Here is a 12,819-nt window from a genome sequence, read left to right as displayed (position 1 = left end):
ATTAAAAGTTGGGGGCAAAATCTGTGGAAACGTTGAGGAACTGCTTCGCCAGGTCATCCTGGCTGATAAAGCCATACGAGACGGGTTTGACCGTCCCGCTTTTAGGGTCGGCCAGCATCAGCGCCGGGAAGTAACGAATACCCAGCCGGCTGGCCTGTCCACCGTCCATTCGGGTATCCGGCAGGAGTGGATTCACGATACCGTCCACGGAGACCGGAATGACGCTGAGGTGATACGTCTCGCGGAAGTTTTTAATGACCTGAACCAGCTGGCCGTCGATCGGGTCCTGTCCGCGGTAGAAGAACATCACGCCATAGTGCTGAGCCAGCGTTTCAATGGCGCGGCGCTGGTCGGCAAAGTCCGCCGCCAGCTGGTTGCGCACGGTACCGTTGTAGTGGCTGTGCTGCAGGTTGTAGTCCAGTTCGGGGTGCTCGAGCATGGCTTTTTTGGCGCTCATCGAGAACAGCCCGGCCTGCTGCGTCCAGTAGTTCTGCAGGCGGAAGTAGCGGGTAAAGTTCTCCACGCCCGGATACAGAATGGCCTCGTACATGGCCCGCTTCGTGGCCTGCTGGAGCGTGGCAAGCTTCTCCATGATGTCCGGCGAGGCCTGCTGAGGCTGTGTTGAAGAGGATTTGTCGTCCTCCGGCGTTCTGTGCGATTCGTTGTACCACTGCCAGCCGGCATCTTTTCCTGTGGCGGAAAAAACGCTGCCAAGAAGCAGCAGCGCTAACGCTGTCATTCTCATTTTCACTGGAACCTTCCTTATCCCGAAGCAGGTCGGTTATCGCTTGAAAAGCGGGTTTAACAGCCACGCCAGCAGAACTCCCGCCACGAAAAGCGCAACCATCAGCGCCATAAAAAACACATCGATGCGCGATGTTTCATCAACGATATTCCCGCACCAGTAAAGCACCGGTGAGGCGACAATCAGGCTGATGATAAGGCGTCCAGTAAATCCTTTAATTTTCATGATGGAGAGTCCTGAGTGAGTGATGAGTGGCTTACTGTTTGTTCTTCAGCTGCGCGGCGATTTCCTCTCGGACGCGCTTCGTCAGGGTGTCGTTATCCGGGATTTTCTTGTTCTTTTGCAGATCGTCGAAAAAGTTCGAGAAGTCGAGCGCTTCAAAATTAATTTGCTGCAGCTCGGTCTGGGTGATGCCGCGACAGTCCGGGCTGCTGGCCTTGCCAAAGCCGATGTGAAGCTGACCGTTACGTCCCTGCTGCTGCACAATCTGAGCCAGCTTAGAGTCAAACTGACAGTAGCTGCGCTTCTTCTCGAGACAGACGCCGAGCACTTTTTTTGAACAGAACTCACCGATACTGACCGTGAGCTTATTCTCTTTAGCCTTGCCCAGCGCTTTCTCCTCGCTGCTGCACCTGGCAAGCCCGACGTCCTGGCCCCAGCCGCCGTCTTTACAGCAGTTGCTGAATCCTGCCGCAAACTTCTTGCAGAACTTCGCGCTGCCGGTAAAGGCGCGTACGTTAACGCTGTTAATGGCGGCCACGTCCTTACCTGCAGCGGCCAGCGCGGCGAGTGCCGAAACGACAGGTGCAAAATCGTTATTTTTACCGTTCTGCGCCCGCTCACAGTCACCATCAAGACAGAAGGTGTCGCCGCCGCATATCATCACCTGACCGGAAGTACGTGTTTCACAGGAGTACGTCGCGTATTCATGCAGGCAGCCGCTGCCGTCTTCTGCCGTGAAGGCGCAGGTGCGTGAGGCAAGCGTACAGGCCGGATTGTTCATGTAGGTTTTGCAGGTGCCATTGTCAGCAGCCTGGGTCATATACGTGTCTTTGTACTTCCAGCAAGCCTGCGTGACCGGGTATGACACGCCGTCAACCACCACCGTTTTTGTGCTCCCCGGCTCAATACATTCCGTCTTTTTGAGCGTACCTTCGCTCTTGCTGAACGGGCAGGATTCGTTCCAGACCACGTCTGGTACCCATTTTTTGGCGGGAATTTCAATCTGGAGCGTAACGGTGAAGCTGTAGCGCATATTGCTGTGCTTCCAGATTGAATCTGTAGTGGGATTGTTTCTCCTGGTACGAATGGAAAACACCATCCCTGCGCCTTTCTTCAGCTGCATGCCGCTACTCAGCGCCAGGCTACCGGTATCGTTATCCATGGAAATCAACCCGAAAGGCGTGGTTACTCGCATAAACCAGTTAGGATTACTGAACGCCAGACGTTTATTCCAGGAATAGGTAGCTGTTGCAGCAACAACCTTCCCTGTCACCGGCGCAGTCCATATTCCTGTGTATCCTGCTTCGGAGGAAGCAAACGAAATATTCTGAGACTGGATAACAATCTGTTTTGTTTCAGATGTATCTTCATAGTGGCCGGTAATGCTGGCCGTGCGCGTACAGGCCTGCTCAACCAGCAGGTCGCGCTCACAGGTATAGTTGGTGAACTCACTGCGGCTGATATTCTGCGCTTCGCACTGCGTCTGCCCCGTTTTGCCGATGATGGTATCAGCGCGGGACTGGACATCCTGGCTGGCCTTAATAAACGGCGCGTCGGGCGAAATGGGCTCCTTCGGGTTGTTAACAAACGAGTCGGTGACGGCTTTTGTAGCCTCATTAGTAGTCCAGCCCGTGGTACCGTCCGCTTTCAGCGCACCATCACCGGTCGCCGTCACACCGCCATAGTACTTTTTCTCACCGGGTGAGGCGGTATAGTTGGGGATAGACGCTGAGGGGTTAAAGTTTTTCAGGCTGCTCTCACCCTGCCCCTGTACCTGACGGGCAAAATCAGCCCCCGCCCTGTACTGCGCGTCAGCATCGGCAAATGCATTCACGCTTGCCATCGTGGTGGCAATGGCCAGCACCGGCATCAGTATTGCTCTTTTCATCGGGCCTCTCCTTTATTAAGCAGCTGTTGCGCCTCATCCCTGCACTCGCCCTTCTCCACCACCTTTTCCAGCGCCAGCTTCAGATGAAGATTGCCGCGAATCACGTCGTGGCCCGCCTCGCAGTACACCACCAGGGACGGCACGCTGGTGATCCCGTACTCACGAAAGCGGGTCGGGTCGATGGCGACGCCGCTGGCTGAGCCGTCCTGAACAAGCGCCATCACGGCGGTTGCCGTCCTTTTCATGTCGTTGTTGACCATACCCCGCAGGGTGGCGGGAATATCGTAGCGGCGGGCCTCGGTCAGCATGCGCTTAAGCCCCGCCTGCGGGATGGCAAAGGAGACGAAATACAGGGCACCGTGCGTGGGTTTATCCTGCTGGTCCTCGCGCTGGCGCTGTTTCAGCTCCCCGATAAAGCGGGCGTCGTCTGCTGAAAGAGGGTTCTGGCGCACCTGCTGCTCCAGCATCTGGCGCAGCGGCGCGTTGTCCTGCCCCCTCAGCTGCTGGCTGAAAGACTCCTGCTGACGAATAAACTCGCTGTTCGCCTCATCAGCGCCTGACGCCAGCGCAGTGCAACAGTATGCTGACAGCAGCAGCGCTGCCGTCAGACCGGACAGAGTTTTCATGGAAGTTTCCTTTTTCTCAGAGGAAGACGCAGTTGCGCTTGCGCCAGAGCAGATAGCCGTAGTTTTTCTTCGTGTTCGGCGGGTTACGCCCCGTTTCCCAGCGCATGACCGTTCGGCCGAAGGGATGGCACTGCGCCGCATCCGGGAACATGTTCACCATCTGATAGCGCCAGCGCTCTTTCGGGATAATGGGAGACGGGTATTCGAAGCAGACCGCGCGGTCCGCCCCCACGCTCTCCAGTATCTGGCCCTGTCGGTGAAGCTTGAACGCCATGCGCTCACTGACCAGAACGGAAGACTGCAAGGGGCTGGACTCATTGCTCACCCAGCCGTTAAAGGGATACATCGAGCCCTGCGAGCCAGCGCACCAGAACAGCGGGTCGAGAGGCTTATTTACCGCACTGGCTATCGCGTCGGCCGCACATGCGCCCTGCGCGATGGGGTTGGCAAAAATGACCGCCTCCGGATTCAGAATGGAGGTCAGGGCGCTGTCCCCCCATGTTGGGTCGATTTCAGACAGGTATCCGATATCCAGGTCCCCGCCCTGCAGGCACCCGAGAGAGGTGATGATATTGAGCCAGTACGTCAGCGGATATTTGTACCAGTGTACATGGTAGAACGCGCCATTGACCTGTTTGTCATCTTTTTTGGCGGTGCCCATCCCCATTTTCCCGAGATTAACGGTAAATCCGCCGAGGTTCACCATGCAGCCTGGAGAACGCGCCACATCGGTCATGGCCATCGGCTCCCAGTACCCTATTGCCAGGCCGACGCGCTGAAATACCGGGGGTGGCATGGGACAAAACTGTATCGGGCTACCGGGATTGGACGTGTCCGGTAAATCCCCGCCCGTGACTTTTGTGCTGCCGAGCGACAGGGGAAACATGCAGCGCCAGCAGATATCGGTGATCGGATTGACGAAGCGCCCTTCGCAGGCGGCGTCCGCCGCCGCCATGTGGCTGTTACCCCACAGAAGCAGTCCGAACAGAGAGACGGTCAGCATTTTCACCGGACACCTCCTGCGTCATGCTGCGCCATATCGGGCGGAATGATTTCCACCTGCAGGCGCTTTCCGCTGGGTGCCGCCGTTACCCGTGCCGGTACCTGGCTTATGCCGAACCGGGTGGTCAGCACCCCGTTCTGGTCGAAGAAAATGCGGCTGTCGAGCTTCTCCGACGTCTGCGGAATATTGCCCTGCACCAGAATGATGCGGGTGATCAGGGTGTCAGGCTTCTGTCGCTGTACCCACGCGAGCTGATCCGCATCGTCGCCGTTGATAAACAGCAGCGTTTCGTTAAACGGCACCACATCAAGCGGATTAAAGACCTGCCCCGCCTGAGCAAACACGTTGCCCCTGTCGTCGGCAAGCGCCTTGTCCACCCGCACGCTCGGGTCAAACCAGCGCCGCTCGTAGCGCACCGCGCGGGTTATTCCCTCAACGGCAGGCGGGCGCTGGCTGTTGCGCACCACGCGCGCCTTAAACTCCGCCATCTTTTTGTCCATCTCGCCGGACTGCGCCAGCGTCTGCAGCCGGCTTTCGATAACGGTCAGCATATCCGGCTCCGCCACCGGCCAGAGATCGCCCCACGTCCCGAGGTCAGCGGCCGTCACGCTGCCGGTCAGCAGCGTCAGGCCCAGGGCAAGGGCGCGCATCACGCCCCCTCCTTCATCCGGCGGGCCACGTCAGTCTGGATTTCACGCGTGATATCCGGCGCCCCCTGCACCACGGCAGGTGCGACAAGGATGAGGGCACGATGGCGGATCTGCCAGTCCCGGAGGCTGGCCTCCAGTGACGCGTTAAAGCGGTCTGAGAGTGCTTTTGTCTGCGCCTCGTCCAGCGAACGGCGACCGGCGCTGTCAAAGAAGGCATCCACCGTGGATTTCATGTTGAAGGCCACAACCACAGGACGGTTAAGCTGGCAGACCAGCCAGCTGACGCCTGCGCTCGCAGCCAGCGTGCCGGCAATCAGCGCGGCGTTAATGAGTACGTGTTTTTTCATAAGATGGTCTTCCCTTCATGCTCGTGAAGCCAGCGCTCCAGCGCGGCCATTTCCGGCCCGGATTTTTTCCACGCCAGCTCCCAGACGGCTTCGTGAATACTCAGCCCCTCCCGGCGTCGCTGCTGCAGAAACTCAAAGTCCGGACCGTCCGAGGAGTACATTGCCCGGCTGAGCGGATCGACGAACAGGCGGTGCCAGGACGTCAGGTGCTCAACCGACAGCATAAAGCTGCTGAACCAGTTGTCCTTCGCGCTGCCAAAACCCTTAATCATGTCGCGCTGCAGCTGCGAATACTGGTCCGGGTACAGCTGGTTGTACTTGGCGAACTCTTTAGCCGACTGCTTGAGGATAATTTTGTAGGACGAGTTACCCCATGCCGCGCGGGCGGCGCTGGAAGCCGTTTCCGAGTCAAAGTCGACGATGTTCTGCGTAATGGTGATGTACGAACCGGTATGGCGACGGGCGGTACGGTAGCCCTTCTCGATAAACGCCCCGACCTTGTTATTTTTGAAGTCCAGCAGGCGCCAGCCTTCGTCTATCACGTTGAGCTTCTTCAGGCAGCGCGGCGTGCGGTACATGCGGTTCTCAATGTAGAGAATGAGCGAGAACATCACCGCCACCAGAAGGGACGGCCTGTCCTCCAGTCCGCCGAGCTCAAGCACCACCATCCGGGCTTCGTCCTTCAGGGACGGTTCGTCGGAGTTAAAGTAACTGCCGTACACCCCGTCGCGGGTGTACTGGGTCAGCAACACCACCATCTCATCGAGGCGGCTGCGGATGGTTGGCGATCCGCTGTACTCCTCGCTGTCGCGGGCCATCATCAGGTAGTCCACCACGTCGTCAATGCGCGCCTGGTTTTTCTTCGTAAGCCAGGTGGCCTTCACCGCCTTGAGCAGCAGACCTTCGTGCACCTCGTCCAGGTTGCCGTTGGGGCTGGCCATCACGGACAGCTGGTCCCTCAGGCGTTCGGCCATCTCATCGATGGTATCGTCGGTGACGTTAGCGAACGGGTTAAACTTCAGCGTCTCGCCGTCGAGGTAGACCCCGCCCATGTTCTCGCAAAGTGACTTGTAGCCGTCGCCCATGTCGAACACCACGGCGAAGCCGCCGGAGTCGATGACACTGCGTATCAGGGGCTGGATAAGCCCGGTTTTCCCCGCGCCGGAGGTGCCGCACACCGCCATATTGAAGTTGGTGTTACCCATGCCGCGGCTGAACAGGTCGATAAACGCCAGCTGGTTGCGGTAGGTCGGTGCCAGCAGGCCGGAAGTGGCCAGCGGGCTGTCCGCCACCACCGGCATCAGATTGGCGACATTAAAGCTTTCGGCGCGCTGCAGCACGCCGGACTCGCGCAGCTGCTTAAAGAGGCCGCCGCCCGCCATAAACGGCAGATTCACGAGAAAATTGCGCATATGGTTAAAGCGTGGGGAAATCAGCTCGAAGCCATTTTTACGGAAGCTGTTCAGCACGTCCTGCTCGACCTTCAGCGCAGTTTCCTGGTCATCGCGGCAGAAGAGGGTCACGTTCAGAAAATAGCTCACCAGCGAGGACTGCCCGGACGACAGGCGCTGGCGCAGATCGCCCCACTCTTTTGCCTCCTGCGCCACGCCCGGGAAGAACTTGGCGTAGCTGGTCTTGGACTTCTTCTCAAGATCCATGAACTTCAGGTTGGCCTCGTTCTGCGCCTTCACCTGGTCTTCCACGCTAAGGACCAGCGTCAGGATAAACGGACACGAAACGGACAGTTCCGGGTTGAGAAGGTTGCTGTAGTTGTCGGCCATATTCCAGAGGAAGGCCAGCTCCGGATTTTTGGTCAGCTGAAAATTCATGATGCGCGCGGTGCTGTTGCGACCGTTACCGCGCAGCCCCAGCGTCATGTAGTCGGCCTTCACCTTCAGGTCAAAGGTATCGTCCACGCACTGGTAGTTCAGATCCTTGAGCGGGTCCAGTTCCCGTTCGGTGGGATACAACGCATCCGGGTTGTGGTTAATCATTTCGCCCGCAATGCGGATGAAGGCATCCGCGTCCACGCTGCGGGTGGCTATCTGCGCCCCCTGCAGCGAGGCGCGGATGATTTTGACCTGGTTTTCCATCTCCATCACGCTGGCCTTACTTCCGCGCTTACGGGGGACGCAGCAGGAGATGTACACCCGGTAGTTACGCAGGGTCAGCGGCAGGTTGAGGTGATCGGGCAGCGGGAACCCTTCTTCTGCGGCCCTGAGATAGTAGGCGCGGGTGATGGCGTTGAACGTATCGGCCTTTTCCCCCGTCCATGAGAGCTCGCGCAGGCCATACTCGATATCCTGACCCACCAGATGGCTGGACACCAGGTGAACGGCCACCGGCACCTCGCGGGGCAGCTTGGTGCGCATCAGATTTTCCAGCGACGACACGATAGTTTCGTTGGCGCCGTTGATGGGCTGCGCCTCCAGCATAAAGCCCATCGTCTTCTCGTTCATGAAGAGGCCGGTTTCCGCATCGTAGTCGCGGTACGGCAGCACACGGCTGAACTGCGGGAAGCGCATCTGCCCGAGGACATCGTTCGCCTCAGAAGACGCATCGGGCATCTTCAGCGCCGTCAGCAGCGAGTTGACCGTGCGGGTGACGGTATCCAGTGGATTACTCACGGTTATCCTCCTTTTTATTGTCGGCCGTTTTTACCGTTTCCGTCGCAGGGGCCGGGCGGCTGGCAGGGATACCGTAGCGAAAACGCGCTGAGCGCATCTGACCGTACAGGCAGAAATACGGACGGCATCCCATAAGCAGCGCCGCCCCTGAAAACACAATGGCCATCACAATCCACAGCAACTTAAACGCACTCAGCGCTCCGTCAACATGACCGGCATATCCTTTAGCATCGGTGACGACGCTGCCCCGGTTATGGCAGACAGCTGAAGGAGCATCATGCAGCGTGAGGCCGGAGGACTTGCCCTGCGGGGCTGGAGGTATAAAGGGGTCTAAAGGTTCATCGCGGCAGGCCGCAATACGAAACTCGCCACTGCTGACGTTATGCGTGACGGCTATAATTTCCTGCGCCATCGCCTCTCCGGGCGTGGTGTTCTCCATCCACAAAAGCATGGCAACCAGCAGCATCAGCGTGGCGGCAGGCCAGATAATCAGATAGTGAAAAGCCCAGGCAAGCCATCTAAGGCAATACAGCAGGACGGACAGAAGCTTAAGCATCATTCCCGTTACCTCCGGGATTCAGCGGAAACCAGACGCTGCAGTTGTGTCTGATAGCCTCCGCCAGCCTCTCCCCGTCCTCTCCGCTGTACAGCGCTTTAATCCGGCTGACGTCAGACTTCGCCAGGAAAACCCGGGTCATCTGCTGTTTTGTTACGCTCATACCTGAGCCTGCTTTACCCAGGAACAGACAGTGCCCACGCTGGCGTTGCATTATGTGTTGAGAAATCCCAGCCTTCCCGTCTAGGGCGGGAGCGCTCTGCTGAGACGCTGAAAGCCAGAAGTCGCGCTCTGCGGCATTAACACAGATGACACGCATCCCCTGCGCCTCGCAGCAGGCCGTAATATCGTTAAGGTGACGGGTTTTCCCCGGACCAGCGTTATCCCTGGTTGTCATGATGTTCGTCTCCTGGTTTTTTGCCATCGTTCTGAATGTCTTTGCGCAATTCACGCCAGTCGCGGAGTTGTCGTTCTGATAAAAAGGTCCGCATAACATCAACGCTGATGGCTGTCTTACCGCTACCGGTTTTCCCCACGACCATCACATTGGTTTTTCTTCTTCCCATCGGTCACCTCAGATACTGTTTTTGTCGTATTTCAAAAGCCCGCTGGCATTCCGTACAGGTACGTACGCCCGGGATGGCCTGCTGCCGCCTGAGGGGGATGCGATTGCCACAGCATTCGCACCGTTTACGGCTTTTGCCCTCCAGGCAGGACCGCTGCCTCGCGGCCTGTATATGAAGCTGGTTCAGCAATTCGTCCTGCTCCTGCAGGAGATCGAGTTCGTCTGCCATCAACGCTCCCTGCTCACACTGTCCGGACACGCTACCGCCCATCCCTTTTCACGTTTCAGGGCACGCGTGATAACGACAGATTGTTAAAATGGGCGCCACACGCGGTGGCGGTTCAGGATTCAGTTAACGCGCGGGGTTCCCCACGCTGAGGGTTTCACAACAAAAAACACCCGCGTCGGCTGGTGATAAACGTCCTGCGTATCGATATAGGGCGCGATCCACAGCCCGGCCGTCTTTTCACCGACGCGAAGCGGCCTCGGGTCCACGATGGACTCGCGCCCTGGCGGCGGCGCAATAACCGGCGTGACCGTGGAGAGCGGCGCCCGTGAGGCTGAGTGCGGCTGCGGGCGGGGGAGAGTTGGCGCGCCCGTCAGCGGTGTATTTCTGGATGCGACGGCATGCACCGGTTCAGCCGCCAGCGTGAGGGGCTGCACGGACCGGGTCCGGAAATTACCCTCAGCCAGGCGTGGCAGCGATGTCGCACCCGGCTTTACCGTGCTGGCCTCCTCCAGTCGCTTGGCTTTCTCATTGGCCTGCTCGATGGTCATGCAGGTGTCGGATGTCGTCGCGTTACACTCAAAATCGCTCGTTGTACCGGCACATCCCGACAGCGTCAGGAGACTGGCCAGCGTGAGCGCAACAGGCACTGTCTTGTTCATTTGCGGTTCCTTTACGTGGGGTTATTGTGAGTCGGCCTTCGGCATAAACTGGCTCTGGTTAAGCCTGCCCAGCTGGTTGAGCATCTGGTCGGTACTGAACCCGTTCATGCCGCCCTGCGGGACTGACGGCGGCGGAACCGGACTGCGGTCGCTGCCCTCCGCTTTGCTTCTGTCATTCTCGTGCGCCAGCTCTTCAATGGTTTTCAGCTGAAAACCGTCCTGAAAGACAACGGTCACTTCGTTACCCGCCCCAATAGGAATGACGGGGTGGTACTGCTCTGCGCGCTTGATGTAGTAGTCGCTGAGGGTCTGGGCGGCTTTGGAGGCGCCTCCGCCAATCCCCATCTTCATCACGTCACCCGCGCCGAGGGATGCCGTGGCGCCGAGTCCGACCGAAGGCTGGGACGCGGTCTGCACCCCCTGACCGATGCCGTCAACAAAACCCGCACCCCATGCCCAGCCGAGGATTTTGCCGTTTCGCATCACCACTTCGCCCTTGATGCCGTTTTTACCCCGGAAGCTCACGTGTCCGGCAATGGGCTGGTCGATGGTGACGCCGTGCTTCAGGCAGCTGATGTTGCGGGTGCGTACGATGGCGCGTTCGCTGGACACGTCGCCCCAGGCCTCAAGCCCAATGAAGCAGCCGGTCAGGTCGTAGCTTTTGCTGTTGGGCATTTCCACCCTGCCCGTAATGCGCAGCTGCATCGGCACCGTGGACTCGTTACCGGTTACGGAGGCGTTGGCATCAGCCCCCTCAATCAGCATCGATTTGGCGAAGCTGCCCGACGGGATGTACGGCAGGGACGGACCTTTGCTCTCGTCGCTGCGGGCAAAAGACTGCCGGCGCAGCTGGTTGGGTACGGGAATGGGCTGGTACTGTACCTGCGCCGGCGGCGTGACGCCGTTACCCGGATAGAACGCGGTCGGCGGCGGGACGGCCCCCGTCTGCGGCGGGAAACCGGTCGGCTGCGGCTCACCTTCAGGCCCCGGCGCAGGCACTGGCGGCTGCGGGGCCGGCTCGCCCGATGCGGTGACGGGTTTCGCCCCCAGCGCGCTGACCTGAGCGGAAAGCGCCGCATTGTCCTGGTTAAGCTTGTCAATCTGGTGCTGGTAGCCTGCCTGCCCCTTGCTGAGCAGCTCAAGCTCGCGGCGCATTTCGGCATACTGCTTCTGCATTTCGGAGGCGGTAGCCTGCATCTCGGTCGTGGCATGCTGCTGCACCTTCTGGTCAAAGGTGCTGTCCACCACGCCGGTCATATCGGGCGCAGGCTCGTCGGCGGCTGCCGCATCGCTGCTGCCCTCGTAGCGTGCATCCGCCAGATACCAGCCGCCGCCGCCCACCACGCCCACGGTCGCCAGCACGATACCCAGCCAGATAAACTGCTTGCGCTTCACCACTGAATTAATGCTGGCCATCAGCCGCACCTCCGCTGCTGATAATGAAGACCTGCAGGGCGCCACCCGCCATCAGCTGACGCGAGGCTTCCCCGAATAGCACTCCGCGAATGCCGCTCTGCCAGAAGTCGCTTTCCGCAATGTTGCGAGCCATTCCGGTATTGTTGGTGACGCGATAGCGCACCACCTTAAGGTGATTGCCCACCCAGACGCGCTCCGGGACTGCTGATAGTCCGGCGGGAGCGTTGAGGGATTCATGTGTGACGGGAATGGCCTGCCAGCCGGACGGAAGCTGCCCGCCCAGCAGATGCTGGCTCAGGGAAACCAGCGTGGCCTCGTAGGGGGAGGACTCTTCCCAGGTGCGCGCCGCTTCGCCCGTACCGGATAGCTCGCTGACCAGCCGGATGGTTCGCCCCGCGCCCGCACGCGGCACAGCCTGTACCGAGAAGTTGAGGCCGCGTTCGGTTTCCAGAATAAACGTGAAAGGCTTCTTGTTGAGGGTGCTGACAATCACACCGCCGCTTGCCGTTTGTTCCTGGCGCGTCAGCTCACCGTCGAGGCTGGTCAGGGCCGTCACGCGGTCACCTGCGACCGTGAAAAGGTTCGGGTCGGTGTTGCTGACCGCGATGCTGGCCTGTCCGCCGTTCGTCAGTGGAACAATCGTGGCAGAGAGCGCAGCGGGTGCGGCGACCGTCTGACCGGAAGCGAGCATCAGCAACGCCAGCAGCGCACGGCGACTATTTTTGTTCATCGGTGATTTCTCCGAAGTGACTGAGCCAGCTGATGCCGTCCTCACGCTCGAACTTGAGAACGTACTGTTTCAGCTCGGGATACGGTTTCGAGTCGCCTATCCAGGTCTTCAGCTGGCCCCGCACGTCCACGCGGCTGCTTGCCGGATAAACCTTCACGCTGGTCATATAGAAAGACGAGTTAACGTTGTTGTCCTTAATGCGCTTCGCATCCTCAGCAAGCCGGATTTTCAGCTCGTTCTGCGCTGCGGGTTTGACATAGGCCAGCAGCTGCTCATGAGAGGCATCAACGGTTTCCGGGGTAACATTCAGGCGAAGGGCGATAAGCGACAGGGCCATCTGCTGCAGGTAGGAGGCATCCGCCTGGTTCTGCGACACGGCAAACGGCGCGTTGAAAAGCATTGGCGTGACGATAGACTTCTGCTCATTCTGAAGACGGTAGTTGTTGACGGCCTGAATAACATTGGTGGTGATACTTCCCAGAATAACCACCCCCATGGCAATAAAGCCGATGGCAATAACCCGCTGTGTACTTAATCGTGCTCCGTGTTCCATCTG

16 protein-coding genes are annotated in these 12,819 nt (G+C 59.0%); all 16 read right to left on the bottom strand.

All coding sequences use genetic code 11. The features are described 5' to 3' along the window. Position 1: 1 nt before the first annotated feature. The 16 genes from traF to traE all read right to left on the bottom strand — a co-directional run bounded on the left by traF (position 2) and on the right by traE (position 12,816). On the bottom strand, positions 2-745 hold the full coding sequence (traF, locus tag NMD08_RS28130) for a type-F conjugative transfer system pilin assembly protein TraF (RefSeq protein ID WP_025759808.1): 744 nt from the start codon (positions 743-745) through the stop codon (positions 2-4). 36 nt (positions 746-781) lie between these two features. Continuing rightward, positions 782-970, bottom strand: a complete 189-nt coding sequence (trbE, locus tag NMD08_RS28125) for a conjugal transfer protein TrbE (RefSeq protein WP_025759809.1) — start codon at positions 968-970, stop codon at positions 782-784. A 31-nt stretch (positions 971-1,001) separates the two neighbouring features. After that, the gene (gene traN / locus NMD08_RS28120; RefSeq protein ID WP_025759811.1) at positions 1,002-2,855 is read right to left on the bottom strand and encodes a type-F conjugative transfer system mating-pair stabilization protein TraN; all 1,854 of its coding nucleotides are present in this window, start codon (positions 2,853-2,855) and stop codon (positions 1,002-1,004) included. Then, positions 2,852-3,481: a type-F conjugative transfer system pilin assembly protein TrbC gene (gene trbC, locus NMD08_RS28115; protein ID WP_025759812.1), complete on the bottom strand. Its 630-nt coding sequence runs from the start codon at positions 3,479-3,481 to the stop codon at positions 2,852-2,854. Before trbC ends, traN begins: the two co-directional genes overlap by 4 nt. Before the next feature lie 16 nt (positions 3,482-3,497). Next, a complete protein-coding gene (gene traU / locus NMD08_RS28110) occupies positions 3,498-4,484 on the bottom strand; it encodes a conjugal transfer pilus assembly protein TraU (RefSeq protein WP_032637387.1) in 987 nt (328 codons plus the stop codon). Positions 4,485-4,486: 2 nt separating this feature from the next. Then, positions 4,487-5,134 carry a type-F conjugative transfer system protein TraW gene (gene traW, locus NMD08_RS28105; protein WP_025759814.1) on the bottom strand — a complete coding sequence of 216 codons (648 nt, stop codon included), beginning with the start codon at positions 5,132-5,134 and terminating at the stop codon, positions 4,487-4,489. After that, positions 5,134-5,481 (bottom strand): type-F conjugative transfer system protein TrbI, encoded by a 348-nt coding sequence (trbI, locus tag NMD08_RS28100; RefSeq protein ID WP_011201813.1) that lies wholly within the window; start codon positions 5,479-5,481, stop codon positions 5,134-5,136. Before trbI ends, traW begins: the two co-directional genes overlap by 1 nt. Beyond that, positions 5,478-8,108, bottom strand: coding sequence for a type IV secretion system protein TraC (gene traC / locus NMD08_RS28095; RefSeq protein ID WP_370597271.1), 2,631 nt, complete (start codon positions 8,106-8,108; stop codon positions 5,478-5,480). Before traC ends, trbI begins: the two co-directional genes overlap by 4 nt. Then, positions 8,101-8,667, bottom strand: coding sequence for a conjugal transfer pilus-stabilizing protein TraP (traP, locus tag NMD08_RS28090; protein WP_011201812.1), 567 nt, complete (start codon positions 8,665-8,667; stop codon positions 8,101-8,103). Before traP ends, traC begins: the two co-directional genes overlap by 8 nt. Further along, complete coding sequence (locus tag NMD08_RS28085) at positions 8,657-9,061, bottom strand: hypothetical protein (RefSeq protein WP_025759818.1); 405 nt, start codon at positions 9,059-9,061, stop codon at positions 8,657-8,659. The genes traP and NMD08_RS28085 overlap by 11 nt, the downstream gene beginning before the upstream one ends. Continuing rightward, positions 9,045-9,230: a hypothetical protein gene (locus NMD08_RS28080; protein ID WP_016674194.1), complete on the bottom strand. Its 186-nt coding sequence runs from the start codon at positions 9,228-9,230 to the stop codon at positions 9,045-9,047. Before NMD08_RS28080 ends, NMD08_RS28085 begins: the two co-directional genes overlap by 17 nt. 3 nt (positions 9,231-9,233) lie before the next feature. Further along, positions 9,234-9,458 carry a TraR/DksA C4-type zinc finger protein gene (locus NMD08_RS28075; protein ID WP_025759820.1) on the bottom strand — a complete coding sequence of 75 codons (225 nt, stop codon included), beginning with the start codon at positions 9,456-9,458 and terminating at the stop codon, positions 9,234-9,236. Between the two features lie 119 nt (positions 9,459-9,577). Continuing rightward, entirely contained in the window at positions 9,578-10,117 is a 540-nt protein-coding gene (traV, locus tag NMD08_RS28070; RefSeq protein WP_025759821.1) for a type IV conjugative transfer system lipoprotein TraV, read from the bottom strand. Between the two features lie 21 nt (positions 10,118-10,138). Further along, positions 10,139-11,533, bottom strand: coding sequence for an F-type conjugal transfer pilus assembly protein TraB (traB, locus tag NMD08_RS28065; RefSeq protein WP_045911929.1), 1,395 nt, complete (start codon positions 11,531-11,533; stop codon positions 10,139-10,141). Further along, a complete protein-coding gene (traK, locus tag NMD08_RS28060; RefSeq protein WP_045911930.1) occupies positions 11,520-12,263 on the bottom strand; it encodes a type-F conjugative transfer system secretin TraK in 744 nt (247 codons plus the stop codon). Before traK ends, traB begins: the two co-directional genes overlap by 14 nt. Next, entirely contained in the window at positions 12,250-12,816 is a 567-nt protein-coding gene (gene traE, locus NMD08_RS28055; RefSeq protein ID WP_025759824.1) for a type IV conjugative transfer system protein TraE, read from the bottom strand. Before traE ends, traK begins: the two co-directional genes overlap by 14 nt. Positions 12,817-12,819: the final 3 nt, after the last annotated feature.

It is taken from the genome of Citrobacter meridianamericanus (assembly GCF_041320245.1).
Taxonomy (GTDB): domain Bacteria; phylum Pseudomonadota; class Gammaproteobacteria; order Enterobacterales; family Enterobacteriaceae; genus Citrobacter; species Citrobacter meridianamericanus.
Note: the sequence above shows the minus strand (reverse complement) of the source record. Positions and strands in the feature narration are given on the sequence as shown.